Source organism: Spongiibacter sp. C9W, assembly GCF_057370015.1.
On sequence record NZ_CM170672.1, the window covers coordinates 36,372 to 53,404 of the forward strand.

Annotated in this window: 17 protein-coding genes; 10 read left to right on the plus strand and 7 right to left on the minus strand. The window is 55.1% G+C overall.

Annotated elements, in window-relative coordinates:
• The first annotated feature begins 65 nt into the window (after positions 1–65).
• Together lptF and lptG are read left to right on the plus strand one after the other, a co-directional pair.
• On the plus strand, positions 66–1,184 hold the full coding sequence (lptF, locus tag AC2Q8J_RS00175) for an LPS export ABC transporter permease LptF (RefSeq protein WP_027873703.1): 1,119 nt from the start codon (positions 66–68) through the stop codon (positions 1,182–1,184).
• Between the two features lie 5 nt (positions 1,185–1,189).
• Positions 1,190–2,251, plus strand: a complete 1,062-nt coding sequence (lptG, locus tag AC2Q8J_RS00180) for an LPS export ABC transporter permease LptG (protein ID WP_486451844.1) — start codon at positions 1,190–1,192, stop codon at positions 2,249–2,251.
• A 9-nt stretch (positions 2,252–2,260) separates the two neighbouring features.
• Here the strand turns inward: lptG and AC2Q8J_RS00185 are convergent, their stop codons facing one another.
• Together AC2Q8J_RS00185 and AC2Q8J_RS00190 are read right to left on the minus strand one after the other, a co-directional pair.
• Positions 2,261–2,740, minus strand: coding sequence for an RDD family protein (locus tag AC2Q8J_RS00185; protein ID WP_204995855.1), 480 nt, complete (start codon positions 2,738–2,740; stop codon positions 2,261–2,263).
• A gap of 72 nt (positions 2,741–2,812) precedes the next feature.
• The gene (locus AC2Q8J_RS00190) at positions 2,813–3,286 is read right to left on the minus strand and encodes a hypothetical protein (protein ID WP_204995854.1); all 474 of its coding nucleotides are present in this window, start codon (positions 3,284–3,286) and stop codon (positions 2,813–2,815) included.
• A 200-nt stretch (positions 3,287–3,486) separates the two neighbouring features.
• Here AC2Q8J_RS00190 and AC2Q8J_RS00195 point away from each other — a divergent pair, with 200 nt between their 5' ends.
• Positions 3,487–4,164 (plus strand): response regulator transcription factor, encoded by a 678-nt coding sequence (locus tag AC2Q8J_RS00195; RefSeq protein ID WP_027873707.1) that lies wholly within the window; start codon positions 3,487–3,489, stop codon positions 4,162–4,164.
• On the plus strand, positions 4,151–5,548 hold the full coding sequence (locus tag AC2Q8J_RS00200; RefSeq protein WP_486451845.1) for a sensor histidine kinase: 1,398 nt from the start codon (positions 4,151–4,153) through the stop codon (positions 5,546–5,548). The genes AC2Q8J_RS00195 and AC2Q8J_RS00200 overlap by 14 nt, the downstream gene beginning before the upstream one ends.
• 49 nt (positions 5,549–5,597) lie before the next feature.
• On the opposite strand, the gene AC2Q8J_RS00205 is transcribed toward AC2Q8J_RS00200, so the two are convergent.
• Complete coding sequence (locus tag AC2Q8J_RS00205; RefSeq protein ID WP_424143290.1) at positions 5,598–6,071, minus strand: hypothetical protein; 474 nt, start codon at positions 6,069–6,071, stop codon at positions 5,598–5,600.
• Positions 6,072–6,268: 197 nt separating this feature from the next.
• Here AC2Q8J_RS00205 and AC2Q8J_RS00210 point away from each other — a divergent pair, with 197 nt between their 5' ends.
• The 3 genes from AC2Q8J_RS00210 to AC2Q8J_RS00220 all read left to right on the plus strand — a co-directional run bounded on the left by AC2Q8J_RS00210 (position 6,269) and on the right by AC2Q8J_RS00220 (position 10,915).
• Positions 6,269–7,324, plus strand: coding sequence for an AraC family transcriptional regulator (locus AC2Q8J_RS00210; protein ID WP_286695799.1), 1,056 nt, complete (start codon positions 6,269–6,271; stop codon positions 7,322–7,324).
• Positions 7,325–7,475: 151 nt separating this feature from the next.
• Positions 7,476–8,675, plus strand: coding sequence for an acetyl-CoA C-acetyltransferase (locus AC2Q8J_RS00215; protein WP_486451846.1), 1,200 nt, complete (start codon positions 7,476–7,478; stop codon positions 8,673–8,675).
• Positions 8,676–8,740: 65 nt separating this feature from the next.
• Positions 8,741–10,915 (plus strand): 3-hydroxyacyl-CoA dehydrogenase NAD-binding domain-containing protein, encoded by a 2,175-nt coding sequence (locus AC2Q8J_RS00220; RefSeq protein ID WP_486451847.1) that lies wholly within the window; start codon positions 8,741–8,743, stop codon positions 10,913–10,915.
• A gap of 47 nt (positions 10,916–10,962) precedes the next feature.
• Here the strand turns inward: AC2Q8J_RS00220 and AC2Q8J_RS00225 are convergent, their stop codons facing one another.
• Positions 10,963–11,916: a 2Fe-2S iron-sulfur cluster-binding protein gene (locus AC2Q8J_RS00225; RefSeq protein WP_486451848.1), complete on the minus strand. Its 954-nt coding sequence runs from the start codon at positions 11,914–11,916 to the stop codon at positions 10,963–10,965.
• Positions 11,917–12,034: 118 nt separating this feature from the next.
• On the opposite strand from AC2Q8J_RS00225, the gene AC2Q8J_RS00230 reads away from it, so the two are divergent.
• Positions 12,035–12,715, plus strand: coding sequence for a class I SAM-dependent methyltransferase (locus AC2Q8J_RS00230; protein ID WP_486451849.1), 681 nt, complete (start codon positions 12,035–12,037; stop codon positions 12,713–12,715).
• A 37-nt stretch (positions 12,716–12,752) separates the two neighbouring features.
• Positions 12,753–13,172, plus strand: a complete 420-nt coding sequence (locus AC2Q8J_RS00235; RefSeq protein WP_374972931.1) for a TM2 domain-containing protein — start codon at positions 12,753–12,755, stop codon at positions 13,170–13,172.
• 43 nt (positions 13,173–13,215) lie between these two features.
• Here AC2Q8J_RS00235 and bcsG read toward each other — a convergent pair whose 3' ends face one another.
• Genes bcsG through bcsE form a run of 3 tightly spaced genes read right to left on the minus strand, consistent with a single transcriptional unit; the run spans position 13,216 to position 16,610 of the window.
• Positions 13,216–14,832 carry a cellulose biosynthesis protein BcsG gene (bcsG, locus tag AC2Q8J_RS00240; protein ID WP_486451850.1) on the minus strand — a complete coding sequence of 539 codons (1,617 nt, stop codon included), beginning with the start codon at positions 14,830–14,832 and terminating at the stop codon, positions 13,216–13,218.
• The gene (locus tag AC2Q8J_RS00245; protein WP_204995845.1) at positions 14,829–15,026 is read right to left on the minus strand and encodes a hypothetical protein; all 198 of its coding nucleotides are present in this window, start codon (positions 15,024–15,026) and stop codon (positions 14,829–14,831) included. The genes bcsG and AC2Q8J_RS00245 overlap by 4 nt, the downstream gene beginning before the upstream one ends.
• Positions 15,027–15,047: 21 nt before the next feature.
• Complete coding sequence (gene bcsE / locus AC2Q8J_RS00250) at positions 15,048–16,610, minus strand: cellulose biosynthesis protein BcsE (protein ID WP_486451851.1); 1,563 nt, start codon at positions 16,608–16,610, stop codon at positions 15,048–15,050.
• A 172-nt stretch (positions 16,611–16,782) separates the two neighbouring features.
• Here bcsE and AC2Q8J_RS00255 point away from each other — a divergent pair, with 172 nt between their 5' ends.
• Positions 16,783–17,025: a hypothetical protein gene (locus tag AC2Q8J_RS00255; protein ID WP_286695793.1), complete on the plus strand. Its 243-nt coding sequence runs from the start codon at positions 16,783–16,785 to the stop codon at positions 17,023–17,025.
• Positions 17,026–17,033: the final 8 nt, after the last annotated feature.

The following is a 17,033-nucleotide window of genomic DNA, read 5'->3' on the forward strand; positions in this document are numbered from 1 at the left end:
TGACGCTAGTGTAAAGGGTATTATCTGCGCGTGAAACCATTTGCCAGCAGAGGGGCTTGGTAGCTGTGATTCTTTTTCGTTACCTCGCGAGTGAAATTTTTAAATCTGTATTTGCGGTTACTTTAACGCTGCTGGCAATCATTATGAGCGGGCGGTTTGTAAAGTACCTTGCACAGGTGGCGTCGGGCGATTTCTCGCCCGATGTGCTGTTTCTTATTATGTTGTACCGCCTTCCCGGTTTTTTGGAGGTGGTGCTGCCGCTGGGGCTGTTCATCAGTATTTTGCTGACCTACGGCCGCCTCTATGTCGATAGCGAAATGACGGTAATGAGTGCCTGCGGGATGAGTCGTCGCCGATTGCTGCTCTATACCCAAATCCCCGCCTTTATTATTGCTGCCATCGTGGCCTATATCAGCATGGTGGTGAGCCCCGCAGGTATACAGGCCTATGCGGCTAAGCTGGCGGAGAGTCGCGCAGAAATTGGTGTGAAAGCGGCCGTTGAGGGGCGCTTTCGAATTGATAAGGGCAGCGGCAGGGTCACCTATATTGAAAAAACGGATCGCGATTCCCAGACGATGCGCTCTGTGTTTATGGCTCAGGCCGAGCCTCAGCAAAGCGGCGGGGGCGAGCGCCCCTTGGTGTCACTGGTTACCGCCGAGAGCGGTCGATTTGAAGTGGATGCGGCCACTGGTGAGCGCCATTTGGTGTTGGACAAAGGGGTGCGTTATGTTGGCGAGCCTGGGCAGTCCGATTATCAATTTACCCGCTTTGAACGCCTTAGCCAGCTAATGCGCGATCCGGAAGTAAAAACCTATCGCCAAGAGATCGATGGAAAATCAACGCGAGAGTTATGGCGCAGTGACGCCCTGGAGGATATCGCTGCGGTTCAGTGGCGCATCTCTCTGAGCGTGTTGGTGCCCATTGCGGCCTTGATCGCGGTATCGCTGAGTAAAACGGATCATCGTCGCGGGCGCTACGGCAAAATGTTTCCGGCGTTTATGCTCTACATGTTTTATCTGGTGGCGCTCAATGCCGTGCGCGATGCCATTGCCAAGGGCAATTGGCCAGTGCTGCCGGGAATGTGGGTGATTCACCTCATCTTTCTCACGCTGGGGCTTATCCTGCTTTACTGGGATAGTGTGTTGCGGCACTGGTGGCTGACCTGGAGGCGAAGCCGTGGTTGAGTGTCATGCATAAATTAAATCGCTACATCGGGCGCACAGTTGCCGCGGCTATCTTGCTGGTTTTGTTGGTCATCGTCGGTATCGACTTACTCTCCAGCCTGATCGACGAGCTGAAAGAGATACGGGGCGACTATACCTTTGGGTCTGTACTCCAGTATGTCGGCTTGGTGGCGCCGGGCAGTCTCTATAAGTACCTGCCTTTTGCGGCGCTGGTGGGCTGTTTGGCGGGGCTGGGTAGCTTGGCGAGCAGCAGCGAGCTGGTGGTAATGCGAGCGGCGGGCGTATCAACCGCCAAGTTGGTGATGGCGGTGGTGCGGCCGACGCTATTTATCACCTTGATTGGCTTGTTCGTCGCCGAATACGTTGCGCCAGCAGCCCAGCAAATTGCGGAAAGTCAGCGCGCGATTGCGCTGCAGAAGTCGACCAGTAGTCACTCGCGGCATGGAATGTGGCACCGCGAAAGCGACGCCTTTATGCATTTCAATGCGGTGCAGCCCAACGGCGTGTTGTACGGAGTGAGCATCTATCGCTTTGATGATCAGCAACGGCTGGTGCAAAGTACCTACGCTGAACGGGCCAATTACCTCGGTGGCAGCTGGATGCTTGAGGATGTCCGGCAAGTTGATTTCAGTGAACAGCGTGCTGAGCAGCAGTTTTTCCCGCAGCGAGACTGGGAGTCTGATCTGTCACCGGAGCTGCTCAATGTTCTTGTGTTGGATCCTGAAGACCTCTCCATCAGCGGGCTGTGGCGTTATGCCAGTTACCTGAATAAGCAGGGGCTGAATGCGGGCGACTACGAGCTGGCGTTTTGGAATAAGCTGCTGCAGCCGGTAACCATACTGGGTATGGTGTTCGTGGCGATCTCGTTTATCTTTGGCCCGTTGCGCGATGTGACAATGGGTTTTCGTATCTTCGTGGGAGTGATGGTCGGTATCGTGTTCCGCACCCTGCAGGATATTCTGGGGCCATCGAGCCTGGTGTATGGCTTCGACCCCATCTATGCCAGTGTGTGTCCGATCATCATCTGCTTTGCGGTCGGTGGCTTGCTGATGATGAAGCGCACGTAATTAGCGCCTCTATTTCTTATGCTTGGGAAGTTGTACCACGCGGCTAGATGAAGCCATGTCCTGCCAACTTCTTCCCTGCTTATCCAGCCACGCCCACCAGTATCCGGCCCCAAAAAGGAAAAAAGCCAGCGCTGCCACAGGTAGCCGAATCATCACTTGCTGCCATGTGACCTGCTCGCCAGAAGTTGACTCCAGTTTTAGGCGCCAGGCCTGCATGCCCAGGGTTTGCCCGCTTTTTCTCCAGAACCAGCCGTAAAAGGCAACAATAAGTACTAACAGATAGGCGCTGTAGGCCCAGCCTTGCAATGGGGCATTGAGTTCGTGCACCACGCTATCGGTTGCCGGTGAGTTGCCCAGCTGCTCGGCATTAAGCAGAAGTGCCGGTAGTAGCGAGGCGACAAATAACACGGCAAACATCAGGAAGCCGTCATAAACAGCGGCGGCGAGGCGAGGCCAAACGCCGGCCACGGGAAAAGCCTGTTGAGTCATTTTTTTCTACCCAAATAAAAACGGCCGCCATTGTAGCAGAGCTATGGCGGCCGATGTTTATTGCCCTTGGGTCTAGAAGTTTACGGCGACACCGAAGGCCAGTGAGCTGCTGCGGAGATGGAGGTTGTAGTCGACGGCGAAGTTCTTGCTGGATTTCGCGACGCGAACCCGGCCATTTTCATCGGGAAGAAAGTTCATGGATGCACGTTTATGAATAGCGCGGTAAAGTGCTTTGGCGCCGAGTTTGATAAGCTCTTTTTTCGCCGCATTGCCTGTTTTAGCGCGGTGCTGGTTCATCCAGATGCGATTAAAGCGGGCTTCGGTGGCGCTATGGGCGATAAAGCTCCCTGTCATTTCATCTTTTTCGATGCAAAAACGCAGGGTTGGTTGATAGCCAGGGCGGTGGTCGGCGGGTAAAGTGAGCTCGCCATCGTAGCTGTTGCTTTTACCGGCGTGAGCCAGGGTGCAAAGCAGAGTGGCGGCGAGGGCCAGGATCACGCGCTGCAGGGAAGCGGGAATGATTGCGGTCTGAGTGATCGTGATCATGTGCTTGTATCCTCGGCTATGCTGGAATTATCGTTGTTGAGCATGGACTTAGAATATCCAGCGGGGCGCCGGGAAATAATCCGTAGATGTACCGTAGGGGTTTAGCCATAGGCCCTTAGTGGGCAACCGCTGATGCAATAGCGAATGCCAAGAAAAACTGTGTAGTGAGTCACAATAATGAACAAGGGAAGCCGTACGCGATGCGCATACTACTGATCGAAGATGACCTGAGTGTCGCTGAATATATTGTAAAAGGGCTGCGGGAGAGTGGTTATCAGGTTGAGCACGTGGCCGATGGCAAGTCCGGGTTGGTCAAGGCAACCACAGAGGAATACGACGCCCTGATTGTCGATCGTATGTTGCCCAATGTGGATGGCTTAACCATTATTCAAACCCTGCGAGCGGCCAACGACGCCACACCGGCGCTCATCCTGAGCGCCTTGGGTGAGGTAGATGACCGGGTGAAGGGGCTTAAAGCGGGCGGCGACGATTATCTGGTTAAACCCTTCGCCTTCGCCGAACTGCTAGCGCGCATTGAAGTGATACTGCGTCGCCACGAGTCCAGTTCTGCGGTGACACGCCTCAAGGTTGCCGATCTGGAAATGGACCTGTTGGCACACAAAGTGACCCGTGGCGGCGAAACCTTCAACTTGCAGCCTCGCGAGTACAAACTATTGGAATACCTGATGCGCCACGCCGGTCAGGTCGTGACCCGCACCATGCTGTTGGAGAATGTGTGGGACTATCACTTTGACCCCCAAACCAATGTTATCGACGTGCATATCAGCCGGTTGCGGCAGAAAATAGACAAGGGCTTTGATCGTCAATTGCTCAACACTGTTCGCGGCGCCGGGTATATGTTGGATGATTCTGAGTAAGATATTTACCAGCTTTACCTTCCGGTTTTTGGTCAGCTACGTCGCGTGGCTGAGCGTTGCGGTATTTATGGTACTGGCGTTGATTTACGCCTTTATCGCCTACGATTTCTTTAGCGACGTACATCGCTCGGTCAAGCTTGAACTGGAGGCGCTTAGCCAGGCCTATGAAGAGGGTGGTAGCGAAGCCGTTGATGAATTCGTCGAGGTGCACAGCGGGCCGACGCGACTGATTCGGTTTTTTTACTTTGTCGGCGACGCCGAGAAACGCAAAATCGCCGGCAACCTCAATGAGTGGCCCGACGCCAAGGAATACCGCAATGGCTGGATCGGTTTCGACTTTGAGTCCTTAACCAATATGGCGGACCCGGTCGGCAACGAGTTTGTTGCGTTGTCCACTCAGCTGCCAAGTGGCGAGCGCCTGTTAGTGGCACGTCATTATGCCGATGTGCTTAACAGTACAAAGCTGGTCGCTGGGGCATTAACGCGTTCCATGGTCGCGACCATTATCCTCGGGACGATTGGTGGTGCGATCACCGCTGGACTGAGTTTGCGGCGGATCGAGCACATCAATACCACCCTGCACCGCATCATGAGCGGCGATTTCTCCGAGCGCATTGATGTCAGCGGCAGCACCGGAGACTTCCGGCGCCTGTCGGAAAACGTCAACCAGATGCTCGACCGCATTGAGGTGTTGATGACCGGGGTCCGGCAAGTTTCCGATAATATTGCCCACGATTTGAGAACGCCCCTAACACGTCTTAGAAATAAGCTCAGCGATTTACACGACGACTGCAGCGACCCCGCCAATCGCGAGCAGGTGGAGGCATTAATAGAGGAAGCGGACGGCTTGCTCGGCACCTTCAGTGCGTTGCTGCGCATTGCTCAGGTGGAGTCAGGTAATCGCCGCTCCGGTTTCGCCGATGTCGACCTGTGCACCCTTGTGTCTGACGTTATCGAGCTTTATGAACCGCTGGCCATGGAGAAAGACCAGCAGTTCAACACCGCGCTGGCGAGGGTGGGCAAAGTCACCGGGGACCGAAACCTACTCTTTCAAGCGGTGGCGAACCTGGTGGATAACGCCATCAAGTACACACCGGAAGGTGGTGAGGTGCAGGTTGGCTTATCGGTTGAGCCCGATTGCTACCGCGTGTATGTCGCAGATACGGGCATTGGTGTGCCGGATGCTGATCGTGAAAAAGTCTTTCAGCGTTTCTTCCGTGTAGAAAGCAGCCGCGGCTGCCACCCCGGTAATGGTCTGGGCTTGAGTTTGGTACATGCGGTGGTGAAGTTGCATGACGGCACAATTAGCCTGGAGGATAATCGGCCGGGCCTCAAAGTGGTGATGCGCCTGCCTCGCCAGAGCAGTGTGAGTAAAAAGGGGTAGGCGGCCTGCCCTTTTTAAGCCTTGAACTGCCGTGAATGACGTAAGCGTTTTAGTCGTGGTCGAGAATGTGTAGGTGGTCGGTATTGGGCGCCTTTACTGCGGTCTCTCTGGGCTCTTGAAGGCGACTGCCCACTTGCGCCAAAGAGAGGGCGCTTGTGTCTATACTGACAGCATCCACCTGCCGACGTTCGTTTTCGCGCAGTACCGGGCTGCCCGTCGGGCACAGTGACAAGGTATCCTGGCTGTCGCCAATATTCTCAGCGATGGCGCGCTGTTGTGGGGTGCCTTCAGGGCAGGGCCGCGCTTCAGTAAGAATTCCGATTTTGTCGAAGCCGGCCTGCAAGCGCTGTACCTCCGCCGCATTGAGCGCCTTGCGAATACGGCTGCTGCGCCCGCGCAATAGTTTGTCTATTTGGTCGGGCGGGCGCTTAAACAGCGCGGCCAGCTGTTGGACAGCGCGATCGCGGTCGCTGCCAACAGCCAGGTGGCCGGTTAAGAAAAGATCGAAACGTTGCTCTTCCATCACTGTTAAGACACTCTGTTATCCATTTGTGCAAGCGAATCTGCGTTTATTACCTTATCTTCACAACTTAGCAGACAGTGTAGAGGGGTGTTAACATTCTGGCGGTAAATTTGTGACTTGGTTGGGTCTTGCTCCGTCGTGCGGCGGTGCCAGGGGCCAGCAAGCTGTGCATTTGTCCGACACTAATAGCGAAGTTTATGGATCTTGAAGCTGTTCCCAGTCGTTTTGCTCGCTCTCTGCTCAACCTAGCGGTGGAGCGCGGCTACGATGCGGGCAAAATTCTGCAATATGCGCAGATTCCCTTCAATCCGATAGACAGCCGCAGTGACGGCTATCAGCCTCATATCACCGCGATGCAGTACACGCGCCTGTATCAACAGGTAATGAGCCTGATACAGGATGAAGCCTTTGGCTTGATGCTCGGCCACAAGGTGACCCCGGGCGCTTTTCGTATGATGTGTTATTGCCTGTTGGGTTGCGACAACCTAGGCAAAGCGATCAAACGCGCCTGCGAGTTCTTTCGCACCTTCTACGAAGCCGATACCCAGATTCAGTTAGATACACGCCGAGACAGTGCCATCGTGGGTTATGGCAGTGTCAAGAAAGGCTTTGCCGGCGATTTTGTGGAGGCCTCCGACCTCTATGGCCTGAGTTTGTGGCACCGTTTCTTTTGCTGGCTGGTGGGCACAAATATCGAGCTAAAAGAAGTGCGCTTCGCTGGTCAGGCGCCCCGGGAGCGGGCGCGTGTGGTGCGTTATCAGCAGCTGTTCGAATGCCCTGTGTACTATGGCCAGCTGCGTGATGAATTTGTCTTCGACACGCGCTATCTCAATTTTCCGCTAGTGCAGAACGAGCGCAGCTTAAAAGAGTTTTTGCGCACGGCGCCTTATCCGCTCATGGTGCTGAGCAGTGGTCGTGACGATGGCAGCCTGGTCGCCAGGGTACGCGCCATGATCGGCCAGGATTTCTCGCAAGGTTTCCCCAGTTTTGAACGGATCACCGAGGCCCTCAATATGTCGGCGCCAACACTGCGGCGGCGCCTAAAAAAAGAGGGAACGACCTTCCAGCAACTTAAAGACGAGTGTCGGCGTGATGCGGCGATGGCCTACTTGAGTGGCTCAGAGCTCTCCATCAATGGTGTCGCGGCGCTGATGGGATTCACTGACCCCTCGGCGTTTCACCGCTGTTTCAAAAAGTGGACGGGTATCACGCCGGGCGAGTTTCGTCAGCGAGAGCGCGATAGCGAAAGCTAACATCTGCCTTCTTCGGCTAAGTGGCTGTTAAATAAAACGAAATATCATAGATGTCAGTCCATTGACCGGATATGTTATTGCCCGCATCCCAGCTCAGACGCCATGCTTTGCCTATTTGACGTAACCCCAATCTACTTTGGCAGGACACAGCATGGCAGACGCTTTTATTTACGATGCGATTCGCACCCCGCGCGGCAAGGGCAAACAGGGCGGTTCGCTCTACGAAGTAAAACCTATTGACCTGGTGACGAATCTTCTTGAGGAGATGAAAGAGCGCCTCAATTTGGATACCAGCAAGGTCGAAGATTTGATCCTCGCCTGTGGCGAGCCAGTCAAGGAGCAGGGACAGAACATTGCCAAAGCGGCACTGGTCTACTCGAGCTGGGACGACATTACTACCGGTGCGCAGCTTCACCGCTTCTGTGCAGGTGGTCTGGATGCCGTGAATATGGCGGCGGCTAAAGTCGCTTCCGGTTTTGAAGAGCTAGTGGCTGCGGGTGGTGTTGAGTCCATGTCGCGCCTCGGTATTGGTGCCAGCGGCGGTGCAACCGGCGATCCGTGGGTGGCGATGAAGTCCTACTTTATCTCCCAGGGTTTGGGCGCCGACATGATTGCCACCATGGATGGGATCAGTCGTGAAGAGGTGGATGCGTACGCAGCGCGCTCACAGCACCGCGCAGCGCAGGCGCGTGACAATGGCTACTTCAAGTCCATCGTTCCCGTCCGCGATATGAACGGCGTTGTGGTGTTAGAGCAAGATGAGTTGATTCGTGCTGAAACCACTGCCGAGGGTCTGGCCAAACTGAAGCCGGCCTTCCAAATGTTCAACGATTTCGGTCACGGCGGCGTCGCCAAACTGAAATACCCCGAGTTGGAAAATATCGAATGCGTGCACACCGCGGGTAACTCCTCGGGTATTGTCGACGGCGCCGGTCTGGTGTTGATCGGCAGCGAAGCCGCTGGTAGAGAGCAGGGCCTAACACCGCGCGCACGTATCGTTAGCTGTGCGCTGGTTGGCAGTGAGCCCACCATCATGCTGGACGGTCCCGTTCCCGCGACACAGAAAGCGCTGAAAAAAGCTGGCCTGAGCGTTGACGATATCGACCTGTTTGAACTCAACGAGGCCTTCGCGTCGGTGGTGCTGCGTTACCAAAACCGTCTCGGTATTCCCGATGAGAAAATTAACGTCAACGGCGGCGCCATCGCCATGGGTCACCCCATTGGTGCGACGGGTGCAATGATTCTCGGCACCCTGTTGGATGAACTCGAGCGTCGTGACCTGAAGCGCGGCCTGGTTACGCTGTGTGCCGGCGGTGGTATTGGCATCGCGACCATCATCGAGCGCGTGTAATTCGCGGGAATAGTGAATTTTTGGCTCGGCACTGGCTGCCGAGCGGCAAAGAGAGATACAGAACAATGGGATATATTCGTTTAGAGAAAGACGCAGACGGCATCGTTGAATTGATCTTTGATCAGCCGGGTAAAACTGTAAATACCATGGGCCTGGAATACGACGAGGCCATGCGCGCAGCCGTGGCAGAATTGCAGGGTATGGTCGAGGCTGGCGGCGTCACCGGTATTTATCTGCGCAGTGGCAAGCCCAACCAATTCTTTGCTGGTGGCGACATCAAAGAGATGTTGGAGATGGATCTGAATCCACCTGCCGATAAGAAAAAAGAAATGTACGACGGCATTATGGAGACCAAAGCGCCACTGCGTATCCTGGAAACCCTGGGTGTGCCCGTAGCGGTGGGTATGAATGGCCCGGCGCTGGGTGGCGGTTTTGAAATCGCCTTGGCGTGTCACTATCGCGTGGCCGTCAAAGGCATTCAAATGGGCTTGCCAGAGGCGATGATCGGTTTGATGCCTGGTGCCGGCGGTGTTGTGCGTATGACCTACCTGCTGGGTATGCAGGAAGCGATTGGCCTGATTAGCCAGGGCCGACGTCTGAAGGCGGATAAAGCCTTGGAGAAGGGCCTGGTTAATGCCCTGGCCGATGATGAAGCGGATATGCACGCCCAAGCCAAGGCGTGGATCAAGCAAAATGCCAACACTGAGGGCGGTGTTAAGCAACCCTGGGATAGCGAAGGCTACAAAATGCCTGGCGGTGGCCCTGAAGAGGAAGCCAACCAGGGGCTGACCTTCTTTGGCCCCGCCAATGTTATGGTGCAGACCAAGAACCTGATGCCGGCACAAAACGCCATCTTTGCCTGTGTGGTTGATTCTGCCCGTGTCGATTTCGATACTGCGCAGAAGGTTGAAGGTCGCTATTTCCTCAGCTTGCTGCTGGATCAAACGGCCCGCAATATGATGACCGCCTTCTTCGTGCAAATGGAAGCGTTGAACCGCGGCGCCAGCCGTCCGCAGGGCCCTGAGAAATTCAGCTGCCAGAAGCTCGGCATCATCGGTGCCGGTCAAATGGGTGCGGGTATTGCGACAATGGCTGCTCAGAAAGGTATTGACGTCGTACTCAAAGATATCAGCATGGAAAATGCTGAGCGCGGTAAGGCCTACGCCGAAGCCTACTTTGATAAAGGCATCAGCAAGGGCAAGGTGACCGAAGAGAAGAAAGCGGAGTACATGGCGCGCATTCTGCCCAGCGCTGACTACGCAGACTTGAAAGGCTGTGAGCTGGTGATTGAGGCGGTATTTGAAGACCGCAAGATCAAGGCAGCGGTAACGCAGGAAACGGAAGCGGCGCTGGATGCCAGTGCAGTGTTTGCCTCGAATACCTCAGCCTTGCCAATCACCGAGTTGGCGCAGGCGAGCAGCCGCGCTGAAAACTTCATTGGCATGCACTTTTTCTCGCCCGCTGAAAAGATGCCGCTGGTTGAAATTATCCGCGGCGAAAAGACCAGTGACGAGACCTTGGCGAAAGCCTTCGACTTGGCCCAGCAGCTGGGTAAAACCCCCATCGTTGTAAACGATGCACCAGGCTTCTTCACCACTCGGGTCATCGGTAAAACGGTATCTCAAGGGGCTGAAATGCTGGAAGAGGGTGTTAATCCGGTACTTATCGAGTCGGCGGCGCGCGACAATGGTTCACCGGTTGGGCCGCTGGCGGCGATCGATGAAATCAGCCAGGAAACAGCGTACAAAAACGGCCAGCAAGCCAAAGCCGATGCAGAAGCGCAGGGCAAAGTGTGGGAAGACAATGCAGCGTCCCGCATTCTCGACCGCATGGTGAATGAGTTCGGGCGTCGCGGTAAAGTTCACGGTGGCGGCTACTACGAGTATCCCGAAGGTGGCAAAAAGCACATGTGGCCTGGCCTCAAAGAGGCGTATGCGCCAAATGGATACATCGATATGCCCTACGAAGACATTAAGGACCGCCTTGTCTTCAGCCAATGCCTGGAAGCCGTACGCGCGATGGAAGAAGGCGTGGTAACCAACGTCGGCGACGGCAACATCGGTTCCATTATGGGGATTGGTTTTCCCGCGCAAACGGGTGGTGTCTTCCAGGCGATTAATGCCTATGGTTTGAAGGCATTCGTGGCGCGCGCTAAAGAACTACAAGCACGTTACGGCGATGTGTTTGCCGTTCCTGCGCTGCTGGAGCAGCGTGCCGAAAGTGGTGAGCTGTTCCTGTAAGACGCGCGTTTTTTGTGAGTGTAAAGGCCGGCATATGCCGGCCTTTTTTATGCCCGCTGAGTAAAATCCAGAAAGGACTCGCAGAAGATGTGAGAGCGTGAAGCGCCGCGCATAAAAAGGCGCCGCTGATAGTGCCGGACGAAGTCAGTGCTGCCGCTCAGGTAGCAGGCGGTGTCGGACAGCGCTCCCAACTTATCAAGCACATCATCCAGTTCCGAGGCGGCGCTGTCTGCCCAGCTGGCGCTTGCCACGGTGATATCCGCCTGCTTGGCCAGCGCATCTAGCGTCGTGCAGTGGTAGGGTTGCTGTGTCGAGCGATAGGCGTGGATCAATGTAATGGGTGTGGCGGGGAGTTCTTGCAAGGCGTGTTGGGCCAGGGCAAGGAGCGGCGCCAGGCCGGTGCCGTTACCCAGTAATAATATGCGCTTGGTTCGCGCGTCGCTGCGCAGTGTGAAATCTCCGAGTGGGCCTTGCAGCGTGACCTCACTACCTATCTCGGCGCGGCACAGCGCGTCGCTGACTTGCCCGCCCTCGTAGCGGCGAAGTTGCAGCCTCAGGTTGCCATCGTCGGCGAGGTTGCTCGCGGAATAGCAGCGGTAATCGACGCCGTTTACTGACACACTAAAGTACTGACCGGCCTGCCAGCGCAGTCGCGTGCCCAGGGTGAGTTCCCAAACCTGTTCGTTCAGAGCGCTTCGCGCGACAATACTGGCAGTGTGTTGGTCATTTTTTGGGGAAACACCGCGAATTTCTAAGCCTTCTGAGGGCTGTAACTGGCAACTAAGCGCGATACCGTCGGCTCGCTCATCGGGGCGCAGCCCCTGTTGCGCGAGGTGCATTTGCTGCGCCGCCAGTGGGCCGTTTACTTTGACTCGGCAGCTTTGGCAAGCACCTGCTTGGCAACCGTGAGGAATCTGCTGGCGGTGACGCAGTAAACACTGCAGCACAGTCTCCGTTGGCAGGTAGTCCAGGGTTTGATCATTGAAGCGAATGCTGGGCATAGTGAGTTGTCTGCTGCGAGATAACCCGGAAATGGTACTTTGCCTGGCGTGGGCTGTCAGCGACTTTTTAACGGACGAATAGCGGTGCGTAGCGCAATGGAGCGGAGGGAGAAATACGGTGGCTGACAGCGAGAAACAGATAGTAGAGAGCTGGCAAAGGAATGCGGGGCCTTGGGTTGCTGCGCTTGATCAACAGGCAATCGCCAGCCGGGTGACGGTAACAAATGGGGCAATTGTTAACGCTGTGCTGAGCCATCACCCGCAACGCGTTCTGGATGTGGGTTGCGGAGAGGGCTGGCTAATGCGTGAGCTTGCTGGGCACGGTGTTGACGTTGCCGGTTTTGACGCCGTCGCCGAATTGGTGGCGGAGGCAATAGCGCGGGGCAGTAAGAATTGCCAGTGCATTGCCTATGAGGCGCTAGATGAGGTGGCATGGCCGCAAACATTCGATTTGGCGGTGTGTAACTTTTCTCTGCTGGGTGAATCAGTCGAACAGCCCTTGAGGTCGCTCAAGCGGGCCTTGGCGGCTAGTGGCCATTTATTGGTGCAAACCTTGCACCCCTGTTTTATCACACGCGGCGAGAGTTACTGCTCAAGGTGGTTAACGGGCAGCTGGGAAGGCTTGCCTGACCACCTTCATCAGCAATTTAAGGATGCGCCGCCGTGGTATTTTCACACGCTCGGCGACTGGTCTTTAGTATTTCAACGGGCGGGCTATAGCATCGCGAATGTTGAGGAGCCAAACGCGGGCAAGGGTGCGATGCCGTTATCCATTCTATTCCATTTGCGCCCCGTGTAAGGTGGCGTAACGAAAACTGCAAGCAGTGGGAGGGGAAGTGTCTACTAAGTTGTCTGCGCCCGGCAGTGATACTCATAATATCGTTATTGCCTACGTATTGTGGCTATTCGGCTTCATGGGGGCTCACCGTTTCTATTTGGGACGGCCGATAAGCGGAACACTGTATTTTTTTACCCTGGGCTTGTTTTTTATCGGCTGGATTATCGACTTAGTGTTGATTCCCGCCATGGAGCGCTCCGCCGATCGACGCTATCAATCAGGCACTGCCAGCTATTCCGTCGCATGGATATTGCTAACCTTTCTGGGTATTTTCGGTTTGCATCGTTTCTACCTCGGTAAATGGCTGACTGGGATTGTGTATTTACTAACGGGCGGCGTGTTTCTGCTTGGCGTTATATATGACTACTGGACGCTCAACGAACAAATCAGCGAGCACAATACACGCCTCTTCCACTAGCCTGAATGGGCCTGTTCACAGGCCCTGGTAGTCTTAACAGGCTCTAGTAGCGCGTCCAGCTGCTGCCATCGAGTGACAGATAGCTCTCGCCGTCGATACTGAGCATTGTGCTGCCATCATTCTGAGAGACAGGCTCGGTGCGGGGAAGGGTGCTCAGCCAGTCACTGCTGCTAAATTGCTTATTGGCAAAAATATCGGCAGCCATAAAGTCAGCCAGCAGTTGGCCAATGGCTTGATAGCTGCTGGGCTGAGTAATACGCGCGGCGGGGCCCTGACGCTCCAGGTTTGGGCCAATGAGCTTGATGGCAACCGGCACCTTTGTAATCGCCGGTGTGGGAATTTCACGCATTCCCGGAATTTGCATGGCGTCGCCGCGCAGCCCCGCGCCGTGCTCGGGAACTAGCACGACAACAACATTTTTGCCGCTTTGCTGAAGGCGGTCTAAGAAGCGTGAAATATCGCCAAATAAGCGATCCATTCGGCGCTTATAACTTTGGGCGCCGCGCAGATTTTCCCGACTGTCCAGTAGGCGGTTGCCATCGTGCAGACTGGTGGTGTTGTACAGCGCGACTGTTGAGGGAGACGGCGATTGTAGCCGCTGTTGCCACCAGTTCTCCAACACCGCGAGGTCGCTGTATATCGGCGATCCGTCAAAGGCCTTCTGTGCTTGGGGGATGCCCGCAAGGGGAAACAGTTCAGCGTCGACGTGGCCAAGTTGGCGTGTGCTCTCGAGAAAATTGTCGAAGTGACCATCGTGATTCATCAACAGGGCGTGGTCGTAACCCTGTTGCGTAAACTGGGTCATTAGCAGGCACTGGTCACTGGTTTCTTCATAGAGTCCAGAGTGGGGTAGCTGCCCACAACTCGCTCTGCTTAGCCTGAGAACAGCCGGGCCGCTGTAACTGGTGGCCGAGTTAAATTGTTCAAAGACAAAGTCAAAGCGCTGCAATAACGGGTGCTGTCGCTGCTCAACGACATCAAGGTCGTCCCAGGAGAGGGAGCAAACGCTGAGGAAAATAACGTCGAAGGCCTGGCGTTCTTCCGCGAGAGGCGGGAAGCGAACCTGGCGTCGAGCTTCTCGGCTGAAGAAGCTGCTCAGGTAGTTGTTTAGTGCCTCGTCGCCCTGCGGCGAGCCACTCGCCTGCGCTTCATGTTCGCCGTGTCCGTCTGCTGGAAGGCTGGCGATGGGGGCGGTCGGCTGTGGGCTCAGGCTGTGAAGGCTTGCTGCGAAAAGTGCTAATAGCACGAATGATGTTAAACGAAAGTAGCGGTTGGCTATGAGGTAAACGGCAATGCCTACAACCGCGATTAGGGGGTTGATATCGGGCACAAAACGCCAGGCGAGTTCGACGAGATAGTCCGACTCAAAGTGGGAGAGTTGTTCGAGTTGGGCAAATAACCGTTCCAGTGGAGGCAGATTAGAATCCAGGTGGATTAGCCATAGCGCGAAGATCACGGCGCTGATCTGACGAGCCACGCGCAATACAGGAAGAGAAACCGGTAACAAAAGAAAGATCGCAAATGCGATATTTTCCACGACGTGAAACTGCATTTTTCCCTGAAAATACAGCACCAACTTAATTAAAAAATAGGCGTTCCAGATCGCCAGCTCGGGTAGCACTAACTCCTGCGATTGAAGCTTGCGGACCTTGCCATTCATTGTTGGGCGTCATCCTTGTTTGAGGGGGCATTGGCCGTTGGTGTCGTCGGTCGATAGCGGCGAAGATGGCGGGGTTCAAGATGGCGATGCATGAATTGACTAAAACCCAGCAGCGCCTCGCGAAAAAAATAACCCAGCAGTAGTCCGACGACCAGGCTGCAGCTCACAGTGAGCATAAAGTCATGGATATTCATGGCTGCTTACTCGCTCTCACTTTATATTGTGGTGTCCAGTCGGCGGCGTTTTGCAAAGGCGGCCGCGCCACGCTGCTTTTCTGCCGGGGCAAGCGGGCGGTGCTGTGAACGATGGTCCATTAGTTTGCGGGCTCGCTGTGCATTGATGGACGGGGAGGCTAGCAAGAGTTTGTCTAGCAGTTCATCAATATCGTCGGCATCACAGTGCAGCAGGCGGCTGGCGAATAAATCATTCACCGGTAAATCTAAACTGTTGCGCAGCGCCGTATCTACGTCTCGTAAAGAGCAGGCGTAGAGAAAAAAGTACACTTTACCGTCGACCACGGTAAGTAAGTCTCCTTCTCGCCGCAGGCGGCACAGACCAAAAATCTGCTCTATGCTGATGCCTGGCAATGGCATGAGTTCAACAATCAAATGCTGAAGTTCACTGAACAGGCTGTTGTCGAAGGCCCGCCTTGCGTAGCGAGCGAAGGCAGCCGGTTCGGTGTAGCCGTAGTCGCTGGAATAGGGGCGCGTTTCTATCAGTTTATTCAAGCTGCTGGGCAGGTTGCGCGTAAATACGTGGCCTTGAATTGCCGCCACTAAACTGTGTACAGCGCTTGCGTGGACGCCATGGGGGATGATTAGACTGCAGCCAGCTCTGAGCAAGTAGGCCTCATCTGCCGCACGCAGGCAGCGCAGTGACTCGCGTACAAGAATCTTTAGCTGCTCGCCGGCACTTGCGCGAAGCTGGTAAATCATTAGCGCCAGGGTTTCGATATCGTCGGCCTGTTGGCAGTCGAAGATGACGGTTGCCGCGACGACGCCGTCCAGACTTTCAAGCAGTGCGCTGTTGTCGCTTTGCTCGGCAATGACATTCGCACTTTGGTAAAGCTCTTCTTTAAGGCGCTGCACGGTGTAGATGGTGTCAACGTCACTGCTCTCGATCGTGGCGTTTGCCTGTGGCTTCAGTAACTGCTCAAGATGCTCGATCGCATGATGGCTGTCGAGCTCTAGCAAAAATTCCTGGTGTGCCAGCATGCCCTGGGGGCTGAGCCAGTGATCAATGAGCAGCGAGTAGCGCAGCTTGGACATGCGGGTTTGTGTTGCGATCCCGGATAAGGTTTTGCTGTGGCGTTTTAACAGTGGCCGCAGTGTTTCACAGGGGCCGCAAACAAGAAACATGATGCGGTATTGGCCGTGCCGACAAAAGCGACGCCACGCGCCCAGCGCCTGCTGAAGTTTAGCGGGTGAAGAGCGGTCGAAGCTGTCTTCATTCAGGACGACACAAAGCCCGCTTTTACGCGGTAGCGAGAGCCTTTCGGTGTCGCGCAGCAGTTGCTTTAAATTGAGTGTCTTCGAACTGTGGTTGAAAAAGCAGCCCGCTGAACGAGATTGGCAAAGATTTGCCAGCGCCTGCTGGTCTTGCTCATCCAGGCCATTGAAGACGTTTTTCTGCGTTTCTTGAAAGACAAAACTCTGGTGACTTGATGAAAGCAGTGAAAGTGTAGCGATGAAATCGGCGTAGGAATGACCCAGCAAGCAGAACAAGCCGTCCTGTGACAGGGTCTCTTCAAAACTGTGTTGTGTCGCCTGAATACTCATTCGCTGTGCTGTCTCGTATATTTCGGGACGTAATACGCGGTGATTGCACTATAGCGCAGGGGGCGTCAGAATGGCTAGGAATCGCGGCTGTGCCTGCCAAAAACCCTATAAATATAGGTGTGATTGCCAATGGTTGCCGACGCGAGCTTCGGCTAGATTTGGGACTTAGTGTATGGATATTCCGCCCAAGGAAAAAACGATGGAGCTGCAGGAGCACGCTCGAGAATCTCAGCGCGTTGGCAAGCTCAGTGCTGAGCCATTGAGCCGTGATATACGATCGGTGATGCGCGCGCTGGGTGCGGGCGCGGCCTTTTCCTATAAAGAGAACTTCAGAGTGAGTGAACGCTCGCGGCTGATGACTCGCTGGCCGCTATTGCAGGCACTTAATCGCCGCGATGACAATAGCGAGTGCTGACGCGTGCT

What these genes read in the sequence shown, in the direction of transcription:
- lptG (WP_486451844.1), top strand. Translation starts at nt 1,190, where the DNA reads ATGCATAAATTAAATCGCTACATCGGGCGCACAGTTGCCGCGGCTATC.
- AC2Q8J_RS00185 (WP_204995855.1), bottom strand. Translation starts at nt 2,740, where the DNA reads ATGACTCAACAGGCTTTTCCCGTGGCCGGCGTTTGGCCTCGCCTCGCC.
- AC2Q8J_RS00190 (WP_204995854.1), bottom strand. Translation starts at nt 3,286, where the DNA reads ATGATCACGATCACTCAGACCGCAATCATTCCCGCTTCCCTGCAGCGC.
- AC2Q8J_RS00195 (WP_027873707.1), top strand. Translation starts at nt 3,487, where the DNA reads ATGCGCATACTACTGATCGAAGATGACCTGAGTGTCGCTGAATATATT.
- AC2Q8J_RS00200 (WP_486451845.1), top strand. Translation starts at nt 4,151, where the DNA reads ATGATTCTGAGTAAGATATTTACCAGCTTTACCTTCCGGTTTTTGGTC.
- AC2Q8J_RS00205 (WP_424143290.1), bottom strand. Translation starts at nt 6,071, where the DNA reads ATGGAAGAGCAACGTTTCGATCTTTTCTTAACCGGCCACCTGGCTGTT.
- AC2Q8J_RS00210 (WP_286695799.1), top strand. Translation starts at nt 6,269, where the DNA reads ATGGATCTTGAAGCTGTTCCCAGTCGTTTTGCTCGCTCTCTGCTCAAC.
- AC2Q8J_RS00215 (WP_486451846.1), top strand. Translation starts at nt 7,476, where the DNA reads ATGGCAGACGCTTTTATTTACGATGCGATTCGCACCCCGCGCGGCAAG.
- AC2Q8J_RS00220 (WP_486451847.1), top strand. Translation starts at nt 8,741, where the DNA reads ATGGGATATATTCGTTTAGAGAAAGACGCAGACGGCATCGTTGAATTG.
- AC2Q8J_RS00225 (WP_486451848.1), bottom strand. Translation starts at nt 11,916, where the DNA reads ATGCCCAGCATTCGCTTCAATGATCAAACCCTGGACTACCTGCCAACG.
- bcsG (WP_486451850.1), bottom strand. Translation starts at nt 14,832, where the DNA reads ATGAATGGCAAGGTCCGCAAGCTTCAATCGCAGGAGTTAGTGCTACCC.
- AC2Q8J_RS00245 (WP_204995845.1), bottom strand. Translation starts at nt 15,026, where the DNA reads ATGAATATCCATGACTTTATGCTCACTGTGAGCTGCAGCCTGGTCGTC.
- bcsE (WP_486451851.1), bottom strand. Translation starts at nt 16,610, where the DNA reads ATGAGTATTCAGGCGACACAACACAGTTTTGAAGAGACCCTGTCACAG.
- AC2Q8J_RS00255 (WP_286695793.1), top strand. Translation starts at nt 16,783, where the DNA reads ATGGATATTCCGCCCAAGGAAAAAACGATGGAGCTGCAGGAGCACGCT.